Below are 18,640 nucleotides of genomic sequence, written 5' to 3' on the forward strand. Positions count from 1 at the left end.
CCGTCTGGATCAACCCCACCGAACCCGCTACCGATCAACCGATGCCGCAAGCGGCGTAACACCCACTGGTCCCACCGGCCTTGACAAGTTCCGGGCTTGCACCGCAGCGACGGTGGGAGGCAGCGAGGCGAGGTCCGAATTGTCACGGCTGGCGTTGCGCGGGTGGTAGTCACGGCGGCGACGTAGCCATACCAACGCTGCAGCAGCGGTGACCTGCGCGGCGACGTCACGGGGCAGCCAGCCACCGGATACGACGATCCCGTTCTCGTGTGTGACCTCGCCGGGATCGTCAGGACTGGCCTGGATTTGAAGCGCGACTGGGCCGGACGACACCGAATGCGGTACGGCGGTGGTGACGTTGGTAGTGGTGACGCCGAAGACGGCGGCGCCGGCCATTCCGCTGGCCGTGGCCTGCAAGGGCGTCGGCAGCGGCAACCGCCGCAGCCACGCCGAGGTTGCGCGTAGCCGGATATAGACCCGCATCGCAACGGTGTAGGCGAGCATCAGCCAGACCAGCCATGCTCCGACTGTCAACGCGGCAGTGAGTGTCTGCTCGGTCAACGGCTGCTGCACCCATGCCCGCGCCTGCTCCGTACTCGGCCAGCCACGGATGGGTGGGCCGATCAGAGTTAGCAGCACCAGCGGTGGACCGGCCAGCAGTGCAAGAAGGAACAGCAGTGACATCAGCCGCCGTGGCCAGCGCACCTCATCCACCTCCATCCGCAGCCCGCAAGGGTGCCGCGGTGGCGGTCGAGGAATGAACGACGCGCGTCCAGATGCGGGCCATCCACCACACTGCCACCGCCACGGCATAGCAGATGGCGAGGATGCCGGTAGACGGCGCGCCAACGATCGCGGCGCTGATCACCGAGACCGGTGCGGCCAGGACGACGCGGAACATCAGCGGCGTCACGAGCGCCATCACGATCCCGGCGCCTAGGAACAGCCCGCCGACCCGTCCCGCAAGGTCGATCCACATCACCAGGTTCGGCCACCGGGCCGCGGTCAGCGAATATTGGATCAAGCCCATGCCGACGGCGGCAGCGATGATCGAGCCGGTCGGTACGGCCAGCAGCGCCGACCAGCCGCCGTGCGGCGTGCGCCACTGGCGGGCGGCCACTACTGCCATCGCCGTCGCCAACACTACGATGGGGACTATCGGCCACAGCGCCCAGCGCAGGAAGCTCCCCACCGGCAGGGCGAAGTATTGGCTGGTGACCACCGCGTAGAGGCCCGCGATAGCGGCCCCAAGGGAGACCGCAGCCAGAATGCCGACACTGACCTTCCCACCCTCTGCTCGGATGTCCGGTGTGGGGCTACGCGCAGCGATCAGAGAACCAAGGACCGTTCCCGCGGCGAGGCACCCCAGTAGAGCGAACACGGCCGCCAGCGCCAGACCACCCCAATTGAAGTCCACCCAGTAGTACAGGCTCAGGGCACTGTTACGTTCGGCGGTCACGATGCACTGCCAGATCAGCGCCAACGAGGCGAAGCCCGGTACCGCGATTCCGATAGCTCTACGCACCGGCGGCACCGGCACATCTATTGCAACCCCCACGCCGTGACTTGCGGAGCCAGCCTCGGCAGCCCCGAACGCCGCGACGAACTGCGGCTCGGCCACAACAGCCGGCGTAATCCCCGTCTGCTCGGCGATCGCCTCGCCCAAGCGCGGCAGCCGAGCGCTGCCGCCTATGCAGTAGATCCCCGCCAGGTCACGGGCCGACAGCTCAGCGGCGGCGATCGTCTGCTGCGTCAGGTCCGCGACGCGTCGCACCACGGGCCGGACAGCCTCGTCGAGCATGGCACGGTTCGCGATGACAGGCGGCTGATCGGAAAGCGGTACCGTGACCGCCGGGTACGAGAGCAAAGCCTCCTTCGCAACGCGGGCGCTTTCCGCCGTCACCCATAGCGCTGCGCCGTCCGCAGCCATGTCCCGACCATTCGTCAACGCCGCTGCCAACGTCGAATCGACGCTGGCACCGCCCGCCTCAGGGTCCGCCAGAGTCGCAAGCACCTCGAAGCTTGCCGCCGTCCGGCGTAGCACCGTCACCTCAACCCCAGCCCCGACATCACAAACGACCACAAACGAACCCACCGGTAGCCGCACACCAGTGGACGCCAGATGCTCCGCCACCGCTACCGGGGCCTCCACCAGACGCGGCTGGGTCAGACCCGCCCGATGCGCGACCTGCCGCATCCAGGTACGCCGACGTGGCCCCCACCCCGCAGGCACCACCAACCGCACATCCCGCACCGGCCCACCAGCAACCCGCTCAGCTTCAGCAGCAGCGCGACGCAGCGGCGCCGCGGCAAGCTCCACCGCCTCCACCTGCGCGTTGTCGACTACCAGATCGCCATCGGCGGGACGACGCGGACTCGGAACCAACCTTGCCGGCTGAGCCTCGGCGGCCTGCCACGCCTGCTGACCCGTCCACACCCGACCGTCGCTGTCGACACACACGGCACTAGGCAGGAACGGCATGCCATCGAACGGCAGCACCGACGCCCTACCGTCGGCCCACGCCAGCACCGCCACCGTGCTGGCACCACCACAGTCAATCGACAGCCGAACCTCTACCCCCATCGACGTAGTCAAACATGAGGATCACACTCACGTCACCCGTCGATCACTCACCGGAAGCAGGACCCCGAAGGCCGCGCCGCAACCCGAAGGCCGCGCCGCGCGGCGCCGGTCCGGTTTCGCCGCGCCGTTGCTGCCCGGATCACTGGCCCGCCGAGAGCAAGACGACCGCCGTCCGCCGGCGGACGGCCCGTCGAACTGGCGAACACGTCAAGTTGCTCTCGGTGCCGGCTGACACTGGGAGCAGCTCAGCTGAAACCAATCGACGCTAAACAAGGAGGTGCTAGCTTTGCCATGTCACGGTCGGATCTCGCGATTGAGATCGCCGAATGGGGTCCACCGAGCCTGCTGATCTTGGTTGCGGATGCTGTGTAGGCGGGTGCGGAACTCGCGGGCTATGCCTGGTGCGCTGGCGAGAAGTGGTACGGCGGCGCAGACCATTTTGAGTTCACGTGCTTCTCGCAGGGTGGGCCAGTCGGGGTCTTGGGTCACGTCGTAGCCGTAGGCGTGGGCCAGGCGGCGATGGGCGCTGTGTCGGCCGAAGCGGGTCTCGCCGACGGGCACGGCGACGAGATCGACCTGCCAGGGGCCTTTGCAGGTGGGGTCGAAGTCGCCGATGACGACATCGCCATCGGGGGTGCGGAGGAGGTTGCCCGTATGGGCGTCGCCGTGGACGAGGTGGTTCTTTGACTGGTTGTTGAGTGTCGCGATTCGCGGGGTGAGGCGATCGCACCAGGCCATGAGGTAGTCGGCCTCGTCGTCACGTAGTGCCTCCGCGTCGGCTATTCGGCGTTGTGCATCTGCTACTGGGTTCCAGGTTGGTAGGGAGAATGGCGGTGTGCCGAGATGGTGGAAGTGGTGCAGGAGGTGGCCGAGGTCTTCGACGGTCGGTGCTGGTTCGGTGGGCGGGACGTATTCCCAGATGGTGGCGAGGAGGCCATCGACGGGGATGGGCTGGTCAACGTGCGTGGCGAGCCGGGTGGTGGGTGCGTGGCGTTCGGCGAACCAGGTGGCGAGCCGGGTGACTTTGTGGACACGGTGGTGCAGGGTGGTGGAGCGGGTGATGCGTACGACGATGGCGGCGGTGGGTAGCGCGAAGACCGCGTTGTTGGTCAGGCGGAGTAGCCGGGCGTCGTGGCTGGGGACGTCGAGCTGGTCGGCAATCCGGTGCATGGCCTCGGTCATGGCCGCTTCGGTGTACCGTCCGCCGCTGTCGGTGGTGGTCATGCGGCCGGGCCGATCGTGGACAGGGTACGGCTGAATTCGGCGACTGGCGGGTCCGTTGCGTACCGGTGCATGTCGCGGCGGAGGTTGCGGATGCGGTCGTGTACCCGCTGGGAGGTCAACTGGTTGGCGTGCCGGATAGCCCGGGTGCCGACGACGACGGCCTCCCGTGGTTCTCCGGCGAGGAAGAAGCTGCTACACAGTCCGACTTCGTTGAGTACCGTGCTGCGTACATTTTGGGGGCCGAATGCGGCGATGGCCTCGGAGACCCACCGGACAGCGGCCTTGCCGTGTCGTTCGTTTGCTCGGGCGAGGTCGCGGTGGACACGCCCGTACTGGGCGAGCAGCTCGCCGCGGTCGTAGAAGCGCATCCACTCCGGCTCGCGGTCCGGGTCGATGCGGTCGAAGGCGTCGGTGGCGGCGCCGAGCGCGGTCAGGGCCTCTTTCCGGTCACCTCTGGCCGCGAGGGAGGCTGCCTCGGCGCCGTGCAGCATGGCGTTGGTCGCCGGGGTGGCGCGGCCGGCGAGGTGGTCGTGGGCCAGGCGTAGCGTGTCCAGGGCGTCGCCGTTGTGGTGTAGGTGCTGGAACTGTCGGGCCTGGCAGTAGCGCACCCGGGCGGCCAGTCGCAGGTCGTTTGCGGCTATGGCGGTGCGTTCGGCGGAGAGCCAGTGGCGTTGGGCGTCGCAGTGGTGTCCGGTGTCGAACGCGGCCCAACCAGCGAGCTGGCGGGCGTTGGCGATGGCAGCCAGTAGGGCGGGCTTGACCGCGTCGTTGCAGGGCCGGTTGGCCAGCGACGACGCCGCCTCGGCGAACCGACCCGCCTCCACACGCAGCACGCCGCCGCCAGACTCGTAGTCCATCGATCGGTACAGCGCCACGACGGCGTTGAGACGGGCCACGTCCGAGCCGCCGATACGAGCGTTTCTGTCGCCACCCGGTCCGCGACCGAACAGGCCGAGGGCAGCGACCAGGCCGGCAACTCCGCCGAGCAGCGCACGCCTACCCCCATCAGCGGTCTGCAGCCGGTCGACCTCGATCTGCGCGTCATTGACGGCCTCGTGCGGTTCGCCGCGGACGACGTAGAAGCCGAGGGCGGCGTCGCTGACCGCTCCGAGCACGGCGCGGAAGGCTTCGCGTCGGGAATCGCGGGGCCAGCGGTGCTCGCCCCGTTCGAGCTTGCCGATGTAGTTGGCGTCAATGTCAGCCTCGTTGTACCCCTTGCCGGCGAGGTAGCGGTTGACCGCGTCGGCGATCTCCTGACGGGACATCCGCCTTCCCGATCCGGACGGCGACCCGAGGCGGCGGCGTGCGTCGCTGAGTAGCTCGTTGGGCGGACCTGTGTGGCGTCGCCGTGTCATCCCCAACCGTCCTCGCCTCGGCTCGCTGCCCCATCGATCGCCAAGCCGACATGTTCGGTCAGCCCCGACATGCCGGCCAGCGTCAGCATCCCACCGTGACCAATGCCCTTCAAGGCGTTGCAGCCACGGCAAACGGCGACCGAGAACGTATCTGCTGGACGTTGTCAGAGATCGAACTTGCCAACACGGACGCCTCCGGTGAACCCTGCCCACTCCGTCGGGGTGAACTCGAGGATCGGCCCGATCGGGTTCTTCGAGTCGCGCACGCCAACCACGCCGTTATCGGCGACGGCGACCTCGACGCAGTTGTCCGCGCTACCGCTGCGGGTGGATTTGCGCCAGTTGGTGAAGCGGTAGGACATCAGATGGCTCCTTGGTGTTCGGGCAGCTCCTCAGCCACGGCGGCGAGGAAGTCGATCGTCTGCTCCGGCGTCAATGCCGCCGCCCGGAGGCGGTCGTACAGGGTCAAGTAGTGGCCCACATCGACGGCATCGGTCAAGACAAGGTCCGAGGTGATGGTATCGACGGAAACCACGATCGGGTCGGCGGAATCCGGGTAGCGGTAGATGGAGAACGCCGAGCGTGGGACGACATGACCGGCGATCGACGCGGCGATCGGCAGAACCCGAATGGTGACCCGCTCCTGCTTACGTCCGAGGTCGGCCAGATGCCGGAGTTGCCCCCCGACGACGGCCACAGGCGCGGCGAACCTCCGGATGGCCAATTCGTCAACGACCACCTCGTAGACGGGGCCACCAGAGCGCTCCAGGAGCCGTTGCCGCGTGATGCGCGCCTCCAGGGCCCGGGTGGGCTCGACTCCTTCGGTGTGGGCGGACGGGTCGGCGTGGACGCGAGCCTGGCTGAACGTGGGGGTTTGTAGCAGCCCCGGCAGCAAGGTCATCTGGTACTCGAAGATTCGCTGTGCGCCCGACTCAAGGCTGGCCGCGAGCGCCTGTCGAGGACCCATCTGATCGGCGTGGCGTTCCCACCAGCCGCGTTCCTGGGCTTCGCGCGCGATCGTCATGATCTGCGCCCATCGCTTCTCCCCAACGTTGAATACCGTGAGGATCCGCATGATCAAGTCGGGGTCGGGCCGGACGTGGCCGTTCTCGATCCGACTGATGGTTTGCCGCTTCACCCCGACCGCACTGGCGAGCCGATCAGCGGAAAACCCGTACTCGTCGCGCAGCCGCAGGATCTCCATGGCGAGCCGACGCCGCCGCACAAAGGGGCTGACCATCATCACGTCCTCCAGCGGTAACGGCCACGCAGCTAACCGACCGTCTCCGTGGACTGTCAGCGTGCCAAGAGCGTAACCCCGCATCCGCCGATGTTGATCATTAGCCGATCAGTGTGAACCCGTAGAACCCCAGGTCAAGGCCCGGTCGCCCAGTAAGTCTCCCCCTAAGTCTCCCCATAGAACAGGGTTCCGGCCCGGCGGACGGTCCGTGATCGTGGACTCACGGCACGCGATGCATCGATGGCATGCGGCAGTCCGCGCCGGCTGATGTTCATCGATGGAGGCATCCAGATCAGCGAACGGCACGAGAGGCCAGGCAGGGGAGGCGAACGATGCAGGCACCGCACCCGTTGGCGGCGCAGGCGACGCCCGGACCTGCGCAGCCGCCCCACGCCCCGCGCGGTGCAATGGGTGTGCCGTACCCGGATCCCCGGTCCGCCGCTGCTGTCCCCCGACCGGCGGCGGGCCGGGCGCCAGCGCCGCAACAGTCCCGGGCCACCGTCGCGGCGGTGGCCCGGCACGCCGCCCCTGAATCGCGCGGACGCCCGGTAGCCGCGTCGCCCCCGCCACCCGCGCACCCGGACCTATTTGTGCGGTCAACGGCGCCGCCTCGCACTCGATGGCCGCTCCTGGCTGATGACCTCTTTCGGTTGGCGCACCACGACACGACAGGCCGTCCGCTACTGCACGCTTCGGTGGCGGGACTCGGGTTGGCCGCGGCACTGCTGGCCGAGCTGGCCTTCACCGACGCCATCGTGATCGAGAACGGTCAGGTTCGTGTCGTCAGCCGTACGCCGCCGCCTGACGTGCTGGCGCACACGGTGCTGGGTCAGCTTGCTGGTGAGGTGGCCGGGCACACGGTGCGGACGTGGCTGGCGTTCTTGTCGCAGACCTCCCACGAGCAGGTGGCATTACGGCTGTTGCGGTCGGGACATGTCCGAGTCGAGACGGCCCGGCGCCTGCTGACCAGATCCACAACCTATGTCCCCACCGAGTCGCATGTTGCGGCGTGGCCGTGGGCTCGACTGTCCACTCGGCTACGTCAGGGCAAGCCGCTGGATCGTTTCGACACCGTCCTCGCCGGTTTGATGGTCGCTACTGACCTGCATCGGCGTGTGCTCGATGGTGCCCCGGGGCATGTTGTTGCCGGGCTTCGCCAGATGGTCGCCGTCGCGCCGCCGTCGCTGCGTCTGCTGCTGTCTCACACCGAGGCTGCTGTCGGCGATGCCGTGCTCACCGGCCACAAAACCCCTTCCCAACACATGTGAGGAGCTGTTCGTACCATGTCTGTTCCTGGCCCCCGGACCCCGACGAGTGATGTCTCGGCCACGTTGGCCCGTGCCCGTCTCGGTGTATGGCCGGTGGTGTTCATCGTGATGGCTGCCGCTGCTCCGTTGACCGTGGTGGCCGGTGGTGCGACCACCGGCTACGCCGTCACCGGGGTCACTGGTATCCCGATCGCCTACCTGGCGGTGGCGGTGGCGCTGGGGTTGTTCTCGGTGGGTTACGTGGCCATGTCGCGTCGGGTGGTCAATTCCGGGGCGTTCTACAGCTACGTGTCCCGTGGTCTGGGCAGGGTGCCCGGTGTCGGGGCGTCGTTCGTCGCGGTGGTGGCCTACGCCACGATGCAGATCGGCCTGTACGGCGGGTTCGGTGCCGTTCTCGCCGGACGCCTCCAGGACTGGCTGGGCTGGCCGGTGCCGTGGGTGGTGTGCGCGTTCGCCGCGTGGGCCGTGATCGCGATCCTCGGGGTGCGGCGCATCGACTTCAATGGCCGCGTCTTGGCGGTGATCCTGCTGGTCGAGATCGCCGCCGCGGCCCTGTTCGCCGTGGTGCACCTTACCCACCCCGCCGACGGCAGGATCACTATCGACACCCTCGCGCCGTCCCACCTCATCGGAGCCGGGATCGGTGCGGCCCTGGTGACGGCCGTGGCCGGGTTCGTCGGGTTCGAAGGCACCGCCGTGTTCAGTGAGGAGTCCAAGGACCCGCAGCGCACCGTCGCCAAGGCCACCTACCGGGCTGTTGCCATCATCGGCCTGCTCTACGCCTTCTGCGCGTGGGCGATGTCCGTGGCCACCGGGCCGGAACACATTGTCGAGGCGGCGAGGGCCGACGGCACCGATCTGATCTTCACCCTGGCCGCCCCGTATGTCGGCGCCTTCGTAGTCGGGCTCGGACAGGCGTTGTTCGTGACGAGTCTGTTCGCCGCGCTGCTGGCGTTTCACCACACGGTGGCCCGGTATCTGTTCGCTCTCGGCCGGGAGCGAGTCCTGCCTGCGGTGTTGGGTCGGACCAGTATCCGCACCCGCGCCCCGAAGGTCGGCTCACTCGTGCAGTCCACGCTGGCCGCATCAGTGCTCGTTGTGTACGCGGTGGCGGGCTGGGATCCGATCGTGCATCTGTTCTTCTGGCTCACCGTCGCAGGGGGCCTCGGTGTGTTGATCCTGATGACTGCGACGTCGATCGCGGTCATCGCGTACTTCGCCCGCCCGGCGAACCACGACAGCATCAGCGCGTGGCGGCGGGTGGTCGCCCCCGCACTCGCGGCGACAGCGCTGCTGTGGATCCTCGTAGCCACCATCGGCCAATTCCACACCCTGCTCGGCGTCGAGCCTGGTGACCCACTGCGGTGGATCTTCCCCAGTGCCTACGTCGCCGCCGCCGTGCTCGGCATGCTGTGGGCGCTGCTGCTGCGTACCGCCAAGCCGGACGTGTATACGGGCATCGGGCGCGGTGCGAACAGCGTCACCACCGAGCTTGCTGCCCCGTCCGGCCAGCCGAATCCAGCGCCGGCCGCGAGCGGGTGGTGACGACCGTGGACGCGTTCGCTCCGACGATTCGCCGCGCCACCCCGGCCGAGACCGACACCGTGGCCGCCGTGCTCACCGAGGCGTTCCTGCACGGCGAACTCGGCCCCTGGCTGGTCCCCAGAGTCGACACCCGCGAGAAGGTGTACTGGCCGTACTTCCTGCTCCTCGCCGAGAGTGCGCAAGCCGCCGGTTGGATCGATGTCACCGACGACCTCGCCGCCGTCGCCCTCTGGTACCCGGTTAGTGACCGGTTCGACGTCGAGATCCCCAACTACACCACGCGCCTCGCGCTGGCGTGCGGCCAGCACCTGCACCGGTTCCTCGCCCTCGACCGGATCATGCACCAACACCACCCCACCGACGCGCCGCATCACTACCTCGCCCACCTCGGTGTGCACCCGGACCGGCAACGTCAGGGGCTCGGCAGCGCCCTGCTGGAGCACCACCACAACCGCCTCGACGCCGATGGCATCCCCGGATACCTGGAGGCCACCAGCAGCCGTCACGGCGTCCTGTACCGCCGGCATGGCTATCTGCCCCGCATGGGATACCGGCTGCCGAAGGGGCCGGAGCTGTACCCGATGTGGCGGCACCCGCGCTCAACCGGGGAGGCGGAATGAGGATCGGGTATAGCTGTTGGGGGTTCCTCGGCCCTGGGGTGGTGGACACGCCGGACGGGTCGCGGGCGTACCGCCGGCCGCTGATCGATGGGCTGGCCGCCGCCGGTCACGAGGTGGTGCTCGTCCAGCGCAACCGGGACCTGGCCGAGGCAGGTCTGGACCTGCGCGGCCAGTACATGTTCGGCGGGCTGCCCGACCTTGACGTGTTGATGGTGGAGTGGCGCTGGCCGCTGCCGGGCCGCAACACCACCCCGTGCGGCACCCCGGGACACACCTGCGATCTGCACCGGCAGGCCGAGCTGCTGGAGTACTACACCCGCGCGTGCGGCACCCCGACGGTGATCTGGGACCTCGACCGGCAGCTCTCCGCCGACGACCCCGTCCGGGGGCTTCCGAACGTGGCGGTGTGCGAGTTCGCCCTGAGCCCGGCCCCGGACGCTACGACGCTGCTGTGCCCGGTGCCGGACGCTGCGCTGGACGTCGCCAACCCTGCCGCGCTGGTGGGTCGGCCTCGGTCGGTGTCGCTGGTATACGTCGGCAACCAGTACGACCGTGACGACGCCTTCGACCGCTACTTTGCCCCGGCCGCGCGGCAGGTCGGGCACCGGGTGGCCGGTAAGTGGCCGCGCACCGAGCGGTGGCCGCACGTCACCTTCACCGGCCGATGCCCGTTCGACGAGGTCGAGGCCATCCATCGGCAGGCCCTCGCGACGGTGCTGCTAATGCCGGAGCGCTACAACGCGGTCGGGCACATGACGTCCCGACTGTTTGAGGCCCTGCTCGCCGGCTGCTTACCCCTGCTGCCCGCCGAGTTCGTCGGCGGGGAGGCGTTCGTACCGCCGGTGCTGCGCGTCGCCGACGGGGCGGACGTGGTGCAGCGGGTCGAGCACCTGCAACACATAGCCGGCAGCACCGAGCACGTCGATCTGATCGCGGCGTGTTTGAGCTTCCTCGAGCCGATGCGGTTGTCCCGGCAACTCGCCGTCCTCGACAACGTCTTCACCGCCCTGACCAGCCTGAGCCCTCGGAGGTAGCCATGGTCTACGGCCCCACCTACGACACCTTCCAGCAGGTGTACCTCGCGATGCTGCGCACCGTCGCCCGCCGCCATCAGTACGAAACGGACGGGCGTGGCAAGAAGGCCCGGGAGATCATCAACAGCAGCTTCACGATCACCGACCCGGTCGACCGCACCCCGTACCTGGCCGCCCGCCGGACCAACATCGTGTTCAACCACGCCGAGGCGCTGTGGTACCTGACCGGCCGCGACGACGTCGACATGATCGGCTACTACGCGCCGCGGCTGCGCGACCTCGCCATCGAGGGCCGGCTCACCGGCACCGCCTACGGCCCCAGACTGTTCACCGCGACCAGCCCGGACGGGCGCAGCCAGTTCGACCGCGTGGTGTCGCTGCTGCGCGAGGACCCGAACACCAAACGCGCCGCCATGGTCATCATGCGGCCCGACGAGCTGACCGACCCGACCCACCCCGACGTGGCCTGCACCCTCGGCCTGCAGTTCCTGCTCCGCGACGGCGCCCTGCACGCCACCGCCTACATGCGCGGCAACGACGCCGTGATCGGGCTGCTGTGCGACACGTTCTCGTTCACCTTCCTCCAGGAGTACACGGCCCGCCGCCTCGGCGTGCCGGTGGGCACCTACGCCCACCACGTCGGTTCCATGCACATCAACTTGCTCGACCTGGACCGCGTCGACGCCATCCTCACCGAGGCCGCCGGCACGGCCACCAGCCCTAGGTTCCCGGTCCCGTCGATGCCGGCGACCAGCCACGACGACCTCGCCCTGATCATGGCCTGGGAGGAGAGCCTGCGCACCAACACCCGACGCCTCGACCCGGTGCGCCTGGACCACGTCCCGCTGCCGCTGTACTGGCAGCAGGTACTCGCGCTGTTCGAGGTATACCGGCAAATCGTCCACAATCCGGACGGCACCGTCGCCCCCGATGCTGTGGCCGCCCTGCACCCCGGGCACCGATGGCTGGTGGCCCGCCGCTGGCCGGACCGGATGCCCGCCACCATCCGCGCCGGGTGGCCGTCATGACCCCTCCGGGCGTGGGCTGGTCGGACTGGACCGTCATCCTCCTCAAACCCGACTGCCTGGCCCGTGGCCTGCGCGAATCAGTCCTTGTCTGGGTCCAACGCGAAGTCCAGGTGGTCGACATCCGCACGGTGTGGCCCACCGAAGCGCAGATCTTCACACACTACTCCGACATGCTGCCGCTGTCCACACAGCTCGGCCGCGACGTCCCCGCCGAGCTGCGGCGCATCTTCGTCGGCCAACCCACCGGCCTCGCCCTCGGCCGCGGCCCCAACGCCGCACCCCGGCTGCGTGAGCGACTCGGCCCCACCGACCCGACCACCGCACCAGCCGACACCATCCGAGGCCGGTTCGGCATCGACAGCCTGCGTACCGCGATGGCTGAGGGCCGCCTGGTCGACAACCTGATCCACAGTTCCGACACCGTCGAGGTCGTACCCCGCGACTTCGACATCTGGTATGGCCCCAGCGCCGCACACCTGCTCGCCCCTGCGACCCCTTACGGAGGCGCCCGATGACCAGCACCGCCGCACCCACCTTCACGTCCGGACCTCGGCTGCTGCCGATCATGCCCGCCGACCAGCAAGCCGACCTCGACCCGTACATGGCGCAGGTCGTGGGTTACCGCAAGTCCGGACTCAGCCTCAACCACATCATCGGCTGCCCACTGGAGTGCGGCTACTGCGTACGGCACTTCTGGGGCAACTTCGAGGTCAAAGTCCCGCACCTGCTCATGCCCACCGACGAGGCGATCGACCGGCTCGTCGGGCACGAGGCGTTCCGCCCCAACATCACCCCAATCCAACTGTTCAACAAGGCCACCGACCCGTTCCTGCCCGGCGTCAAACCGCACCTGTTCCAGGTGCTTCGTGCCCTCGACGCGAGCGGCTTCACCAACCACGTCCTGCTGATCACCCGGTTCAAGGTCACCGAGGCGGACATGGCCGCGCTGGAGCGGTTGCAGCACCTGCGGGTCACGCTGCTTTTCACCTACTCCGGGATCACCGACACGCGGGTCGAGCCGATCTCCAAGAGCGAGATCACCGTGACGTCGATCCGCACCGCCGCCGCGCACAAGCGCCGTACCGGGGTGGTGCTGTACTGGCGGCCGATCGTGCCCGGCTGGAACGACACCCCCGACACCATGGCTCACGTCCTCGACGTCGGCCGCGACGCCGACGCGATCGTGTTCACCGGCTACTACCACAAGCCCGAGAACGCCAACTACCTGCGCGGCCTCGGCGTGCCCGTGCCATTCGGGGAGGACTACCACCGCCGCAAGACCATGCCCGGCGACCTCGACGCCGCCGTGGTCGCTGCCTGGCGCGCCTCCGGCATCGCCACACCGCTGTTCCGCAAGACGAGCTGCGGCGTCGCCTACGCCCACGAGGCGCCCGACTACAACGGCCACTGGGGCGTGCGGGAGCTGTGTGACATCTGCCCCGCCGCCCAGCAGCAGCGCTGCGCCGACGACCACATCCAACCGACGCCGGCCAGCATGGACCGCATCCTCGGCCAGCTTGGCTACCAGACGCAGTACGCCATCGAAGACGGCCACGTGTGGACCCACGGCCTCGGCGAGCAGCGCCGCTACGCCATCCAACACGGCCTGCGCTACCAGATCTGGGAACTCGACCAGCCCCACCACCTACACGCCCACGGTCGGTCCCTCACCGGGCACGGCACCGACGCCGCCCAGGTGGAAGCGTTCACGGCGGTGCGCCAGCAGTTCGAGCAGGAGGCGCGGTATGAAGACGACTGACCCCCACACCCGGCAGGACGGACCCGTGACCGGAACCGACACCCCCTGGCACCAGGCCGACCTCGTCGCCCTAGACCTGGAAGGCAGCGGCGCCCAGGACCGCGACCACGAGGCCATCCTGGAGATCGCGCTCGTCCCGCTTGCCGCCGGCCAGCCGGCCGCCACGTACGCCACGTACGCCACCCTGGTCAACCCAGGCCGCCCCATCCCCGCACGCCCCTGGATCCCGCCCGGACTGAGCAACGATGTACTCAGCCAGGCCCGGCCGCTCACCGCGGTCGAGCCTGAGCTGGCCGGCCGCATTAGCGGCCGGTGGCTCGTCGGGCACAACATCGGCGTCGACTGGCGCCTGCTGCACCGACGGTGCCCCTCGATCGCACCGGCCGGGCTCATCGACACACTGCGCCTCGCCCGCGCCTACCGCATCGACGCCGGCGGGAACAGCCTCACCAGGCTGCTCGAACACCTCGACCTCACCGCCACAGTGACCCGTGCGGTGCCCGACGGCCAGCCACACCGAGCCCTGTGGGACGCCACCGGGGCAGCCATCCTCCTCGGCGGCCTCGTCACCCGCCGGTGGCCCGCCGGTGTCGCACTAGCCGGGCTGTGCGCAGTGGCCGCCCTACCGGACTTCGCACCGACGCCGGCACCGGACACCTTGTTCTGACCTCAGCTCAATACGTGGATCAGCTGAAACGAACTAACCGTGACGTGGCGAGTCGACTCGCTAGCCGCGGTGCTGATCCGAACAGCGAGAAGGCCGGGCCATCCAACCGGGCGGTCCAGACGAAAAGGAGAGTGCAACCAGTGAGTGTCGACACGGTGAACGCCGAGGGCCTACATGCCGCCATGGTCGATCAGCTCGTCGCAGATCACGCCGACAAGGGGCTGGCGATGCGGCCCGAGGTGGAGACGGCACTGCGCACCGTCCGCCGTCACCTGTTCACCCCGGATGCGCCGCTGGAGGAGGCGTACCGCGCCGACCAGGCCGTGGTCACCAAGCGGCGCGGCGACGAGGCCGTCAGCTCGGTGTCGGCGCCGTGGCTGATCGCGGAGATGCTCGGCCAGGCAGCCGACGTCATCGACGGCGGACTACTCGGCCGGCACGTGCTGGAGATCGGCTCCGGCGGCTACAACGCGGCGCTACTGCACGAGCTGGTCGGGCCGGCGGGATCGGTCACGACAGTGGACATCGACAGCGATGTGACCGACCGGGCCACGGCGTGCCTGGCGGCGGCCGGCTACGACGACGTGACCGTCGTCTGTGCCGACGCCGACCAGCTGATCGGCCACGACCGTTCCTACGACCTGATCATCGTGACGGTTGGTGCCTGGGACATCCCCCCGGCGTGGACCGAGCAACTTGCCGAGACCGGCACCCTGGTCGTTCCGCTGCGCACGTTCGGGATGACCCGCTCGTGGGCGCTGCGCCGTGCCGGTGACCGGCTGACCAGCCACAGCCAACGCCTGTGCGGCTTCGTGTCCATGCAGGGCTCCGGCGCCCACGAGATGCGCTACGTCGACATCGCGGTCGGCGTGCACCTGCGGCTGGACGAACTCGGGCAGCAGGCCGATCCGGAGGCCGTCGGCGCGCTGCTGTCGCAACCACCGGCGCAGGAATGGGCCGGGGCGAGCCTGCCGCCGCGCACCATCCTGGCCGACCTCGATCTCTGGCTCGCGGCCCGCATCACGGAGGCGGGGCAGCAGTTCGTGGTTCTCACCGCCCAGCAGGAGGCCATCGACGCTGGCCTCGTCACCCCGGCGTGGCGCTACGGCACGCCCGCCGCCCTGCATGACGGCAGCTTCTGCTACCGCTCGGCGCTGAAGTGGACGGGCGACCTGTTCGACGTGGGCGCCCGCGCGCACGGCCGCGACGCAGGCGCGGCGGCCGAACGGATGGTTAAGCAGATGCGCGACTGGCTGGACGCCGGCAGCCCCTCGCCGATGCTGCACGTCCTGCCCGCTGGAACTCCCGACGGCGACCTGCCGGCCGGGACGGTGCTGGACAAACGACGCAGCCGCGTCGTCCTCACCTTCAACCCTTCGTAGAAAGGCAAGCACATGAACGAAACGGTCCCCGAGTTCACCCTGGACGTCACCCTGGTCGACGCTGGCCCCGCCGCGAACGGCTACGCCACCGGTACCGACGACAACTGCGGCTCGGGCAACACGGGCTCCAACGCCTGCACGACCCGCTGCGACGCCAGCGACTGACCGACCGTTCCCCGCCAGGCCCGGTGTCGCACGGCGCCGGGCCTGCCGACCCCCTCGGTGGTGCGCATGATTCCCGCCCCTGGTGCGGCGCTGATCAGAGTCGCCGCGTATCCGAACGATCTCCACCTGCCTGGCTGGCCCGACCTGGCATCCGACGAACCGGAACAGTGGCGCACCTGGCTGCACGCGGTATGGAAGCTGCCACGGTTCGCGACGGCGGTCACCTCAGCAGCGCCCGAGCTGGCCGGGCAGATCGCTCGGGCGGTAGCCGGCGAGCCGGTCGCGGAGAAGCGACTACGTCGTCTCGTAGGGGCAGCGGTCAAGTACCTGCTGCGGTGGACCACCCGCGCGACCCCGTTCGGCACCTTCGCCGGGGTCGCCCCGATCCAGTTTGATACCCATGCAGCGGTCCGCCTGGGCGAGGCCCACCGCGCGGTCGCCCGTCCGGACGGTGAGTTCATCGCCGAGCACACCGCGCGGGCCGAACAAGACCTCGCCACCCTGCGCGCCGTCGAGGTGGTGACGAACTCACTCGGATTCCAGCGCGACGGCAGGTGGGTGCTGCCGTGTGCCCGCGCCGAGGGCGACCGGCGGTGGGACGTGGAGATCCGCCTGACCGGCCCCGTCGAGGCAGCGATCCAGGCGGCACGGTCGCCGGTCGGGTTCGCCGACCTCGCCGCGAAGATCGCCGGTCCCGCCGACGTGGCCACCGCCGAGCGGCTGCTGGCCGACCTGGTACAGGTCGGGGTGCTGCTGTCGGCGCTGCGGCCCGCAATGACGGTCACCGATCCGGCCGCGCACGCGGCGGACCACTACGCCCTACCGCAACCCGGTCATCGGATCGCGGTCGACCTGCGCGCCGACGTCGCGGTGACGCACCGGCGCTGCGACTGCTGGCTGCGGTGTGGCATGTCGCGGAGCCGGAGACCTCGGATCACATCTACGGTGCCTTGGGCAGCATCCTGTTCGAGCTGTCCTGCGCCGAGCCGGGGGATCGCTTGCGGTTCCGAGCCGTGGTTGGGGGCTTGCTGGTCGAATCTGACCCCGATGTTCGTGCCGGTGCCCGGGATCTGCTGGATGCAGTTGCCCGAGCATTACGGGACTGACTCAGGGGCTTGTCGGCGTTACCTGGGCGAAGGCCTTGGTCGGGTCGTATAGCTGTTCGGTGGCCAAGCAGTGATGGAGACAGCCAAGCAGCCGGTTGAGCAGGTGGCGTAGGGCGGCGGGATGGCGGTCGCCGTGATCTCGGCGGCGCTGGTAGTGCTGCTTGGCGGGTTCGGCGTGGGTGGCGGCGACGAAGGCCCAGATGTAGCCGGCGGCTGCGAGGCGGTCGTTCTTCACCTTGCGGTGGGTGATGGAGATGCTGCGGCCGGACGCCCGGGTGACCGGGGCCGCGCCGGCGTAGGCCTTCAACGCGCGGGCATCGGCGAACCGGGCGCGGTCGTCGCCGATCTCGGCCAAAACGCGGGCGCCGGTCACATCGGCCAGACCGGGGAAGCTTGTCACGATCGTGTGGTCCGGGTGCTGGTGGAACGCTTCGCTGGCGGCTTCGGCAAGCTGCTCGACACTGGCGCATTCGACGTTCAGCGTCGCCAGCAGCGCCAGCGCCTGGATGCCCATGGCTTCCTCTACGACGGCCGGCTGACGCAGTTGCGGACGGCGCAGCGCCTGCTGCAGTTCGGCGGCCAAGTCCTCGACGCCGCGCCGGCGGCCGCCGCGGCGTAGGGCGGCGGCGATCCGAGTTGTAGACAGCTTTGCAGCAGCTGCGGGCGTGGATGCGACGGCCAGCACCGCGCGGGCGTCCGCGCTGGTCAGATGGCCCTTCCTGCCGTTGAACGCGGCAAGGAACGTGGGAAAGTACTCCCGCAGCAGCGACCGCAGCTCGTTTGAGGCCCGGGTTCGCCGCCAGGTGGCGTCCTGGTGGGCTCGGGCCAGCACCGCGACTGCCTGAACCAGTTCACTGTCGTGTGGCAGCGACCGGTGAACGTGGGCATCGGTGCGCAGGATATCGGCCAGTACCACCGCATCGACATGGTCGGACTTCTTGCCCGACACCGAATGCCGTTCGCGGTAGCGGGCCACCGCCATCGGGTTGATCGAGTACACCCGCCGGCCGCTTGCGCGCAGCGCCGCGACCAGCAATCCACGCGGGGTCTCGATCGCCACCGGGACCGGCTCGGCGGCGCTGTCGCCGGCGGCGGCCAGCATCTCGACCAGCGTGGTGAAACTGTCCAAGTCATCGCCGATACGGCCCTTGGCGACCAAACGACCGTGCTCGTCGACCACAGCGATGTCGTGATGCCGTTCTGACCAGTCGATGCCGCAGTACACCGCCAATTCCTACTCCCTTCTCGCCTGCTCGTCGGGCATGCAACCCTGACGGAAACGCGCGGCGCCCTAATGACGAGGCTCTGTGGCCTACCCTCCGATGAGCCATTCGCGATCCCAGCGACCCGCACGGTCCCGGTCTTCGCAGTCAGAGGACGTCTGGTTCACGTATTTTGTGTGTGTTGTGGTTGTAGTGGTTCTCGCCAGGTTGGGGTGGTTTCGGCGGTGAGGCGTTTGGCGAGGTTGTCGATCATGGCGAGGGTGATCATGCTGGCGGAGTTGTCGGGTCGTGCTTCATAGTCGCGGACGAGTCGGCGGTGGTGCATGAGCCAGCCGATGGTGCGTTCGACGACCCATCGCCGTTTGACCACGCTGAAGCCTTTGGCCTGGGGGTCTTTGGTGACGGTCTCGACGTCGACGCCGAGTGCGGCGCCGTGTTCG

Annotated in this window: 18 protein-coding genes and 1 pseudogene; 11 read left to right on the forward strand and 8 right to left on the reverse strand. The window is 68.9% G+C overall.

Translation table 11 applies throughout. The features are described 5' to 3' along the window. Positions 1–27: 27 nt before the first annotated feature. The 6 genes from K228_RS29695 to K228_RS0121170 form a co-directional block, all read right to left on the reverse strand. A complete protein-coding gene (locus K228_RS29695; protein WP_245603534.1) occupies positions 28–705 on the reverse strand; it encodes a hypothetical protein in 678 nt (225 codons plus the stop codon). A 1-nt stretch (position 706) separates the two neighbouring features. After that, positions 707–2,584, reverse strand: coding sequence for an Hsp70 family protein (locus K228_RS26475; protein WP_025620225.1), 1,878 nt, complete (start codon positions 2,582–2,584; stop codon positions 707–709). A 294-nt stretch (positions 2,585–2,878) separates the two neighbouring features. Further along, positions 2,879–3,808: a phosphotransferase gene (locus K228_RS0121155; RefSeq protein ID WP_025620226.1), complete on the reverse strand. Its 930-nt coding sequence runs from the start codon at positions 3,806–3,808 to the stop codon at positions 2,879–2,881. Then, complete coding sequence (locus K228_RS0121160; protein ID WP_025620227.1) at positions 3,805–5,073, reverse strand: NsdA family TPR-like regulatory protein; 1,269 nt, start codon at positions 5,071–5,073, stop codon at positions 3,805–3,807. The genes K228_RS0121155 and K228_RS0121160 overlap by 4 nt, the downstream gene beginning before the upstream one ends. 254 nt (positions 5,074–5,327) lie before the next feature. Beyond that, the gene (locus K228_RS0121165; protein WP_018253034.1) at positions 5,328–5,525 is read right to left on the reverse strand and encodes a DUF397 domain-containing protein; all 198 of its coding nucleotides are present in this window, start codon (positions 5,523–5,525) and stop codon (positions 5,328–5,330) included. Then, positions 5,525–6,406: a helix-turn-helix domain-containing protein gene (locus K228_RS0121170; RefSeq protein WP_025620228.1), complete on the reverse strand. Its 882-nt coding sequence runs from the start codon at positions 6,404–6,406 to the stop codon at positions 5,525–5,527. The genes K228_RS0121165 and K228_RS0121170 overlap by 1 nt, the downstream gene beginning before the upstream one ends. 626 nt (positions 6,407–7,032) lie before the next feature. Here K228_RS0121170 and K228_RS0121175 point away from each other — a divergent pair. The 11 genes and pseudogenes from K228_RS0121175 to K228_RS0121225 form a co-directional block, all read left to right on the forward strand. After that, positions 7,033–7,671: a GPP34 family phosphoprotein gene (locus K228_RS0121175; RefSeq protein WP_080671652.1), complete on the forward strand. Its 639-nt coding sequence runs from the start codon at positions 7,033–7,035 to the stop codon at positions 7,669–7,671. 15 nt (positions 7,672–7,686) lie between these two features. Beyond that, positions 7,687–9,216, forward strand: coding sequence for an APC family permease (locus K228_RS0121180; RefSeq protein ID WP_025620230.1), 1,530 nt, complete (start codon positions 7,687–7,689; stop codon positions 9,214–9,216). Further along, the gene (locus tag K228_RS0121185; protein WP_025620231.1) at positions 9,210–9,836 is read left to right on the forward strand and encodes a GNAT family N-acetyltransferase; all 627 of its coding nucleotides are present in this window, start codon (positions 9,210–9,212) and stop codon (positions 9,834–9,836) included. The genes K228_RS0121180 and K228_RS0121185 overlap by 7 nt, the downstream gene beginning before the upstream one ends. Further along, on the forward strand, positions 9,833–10,870 hold the full coding sequence (locus K228_RS0121190) for a CgeB family protein (protein WP_025620232.1): 1,038 nt from the start codon (positions 9,833–9,835) through the stop codon (positions 10,868–10,870). Before K228_RS0121185 ends, K228_RS0121190 begins: the two co-directional genes overlap by 4 nt. 2 nt (positions 10,871–10,872) lie before the next feature. Then, positions 10,873–11,898, forward strand: a complete 1,026-nt coding sequence (locus K228_RS0121195) for a thymidylate synthase (protein WP_025620233.1) — start codon at positions 10,873–10,875, stop codon at positions 11,896–11,898. Beyond that, positions 11,832–12,413: a nucleoside-diphosphate kinase gene (locus K228_RS0121200; RefSeq protein ID WP_029723842.1), complete on the forward strand. Its 582-nt coding sequence runs from the start codon at positions 11,832–11,834 to the stop codon at positions 12,411–12,413. The genes K228_RS0121195 and K228_RS0121200 overlap by 67 nt, the downstream gene beginning before the upstream one ends. Beyond that, positions 12,410–13,657: a radical SAM family protein gene (locus K228_RS0121205; RefSeq protein ID WP_025620235.1), complete on the forward strand. Its 1,248-nt coding sequence runs from the start codon at positions 12,410–12,412 to the stop codon at positions 13,655–13,657. The genes K228_RS0121200 and K228_RS0121205 overlap by 4 nt, the downstream gene beginning before the upstream one ends. Then, on the forward strand, positions 13,644–14,324 hold the full coding sequence (locus K228_RS0121210) for a 3'-5' exonuclease (RefSeq protein ID WP_025620236.1): 681 nt from the start codon (positions 13,644–13,646) through the stop codon (positions 14,322–14,324). The genes K228_RS0121205 and K228_RS0121210 overlap by 14 nt, the downstream gene beginning before the upstream one ends. A 140-nt stretch (positions 14,325–14,464) precedes the next feature. Beyond that, a complete protein-coding gene (gene fxlM, locus K228_RS0121215) occupies positions 14,465–15,706 on the forward strand; it encodes a methyltransferase, FxLD system (protein WP_025620237.1) in 1,242 nt (413 codons plus the stop codon). 12 nt (positions 15,707–15,718) lie between these two features. After that, positions 15,719–15,871 carry an FxLD family lanthipeptide gene (locus K228_RS27620; RefSeq protein WP_018253023.1) on the forward strand — a complete coding sequence of 51 codons (153 nt, stop codon included), beginning with the start codon at positions 15,719–15,721 and terminating at the stop codon, positions 15,869–15,871. A gap of 66 nt (positions 15,872–15,937) precedes the next feature. Beyond that, positions 15,938–16,747 (forward strand): annotated as a pseudogene (locus tag K228_RS0121225) (lantibiotic dehydratase); the annotation flags it as partial. Positions 16,748–16,978: 231 nt separating this feature from the next. On the opposite strand, the gene K228_RS0121230 reads toward K228_RS0121225, so the two are convergent. Both K228_RS0121230 and K228_RS0121235 read right to left on the reverse strand, forming a co-directional pair. Further along, positions 16,979–18,208 carry an IS110 family RNA-guided transposase gene (locus K228_RS0121230; RefSeq protein WP_025620239.1) on the reverse strand — a complete coding sequence of 410 codons (1,230 nt, stop codon included), beginning with the start codon at positions 18,206–18,208 and terminating at the stop codon, positions 16,979–16,981. Positions 18,209–18,363: 155 nt separating this feature from the next. Next, a partial coding sequence (locus K228_RS0121235) for a transposase (protein ID WP_025620080.1) occupies positions 18,364–18,640 on the reverse strand: 277 nt, incomplete at its 5' end.

Origin of the sequence: Salinispora cortesiana, from assembly GCF_000484695.1 — a bacterium.
In the GTDB taxonomy this organism is placed as follows: domain Bacteria; phylum Actinomycetota; class Actinomycetes; order Mycobacteriales; family Micromonosporaceae; genus Micromonospora; species Micromonospora cortesiana.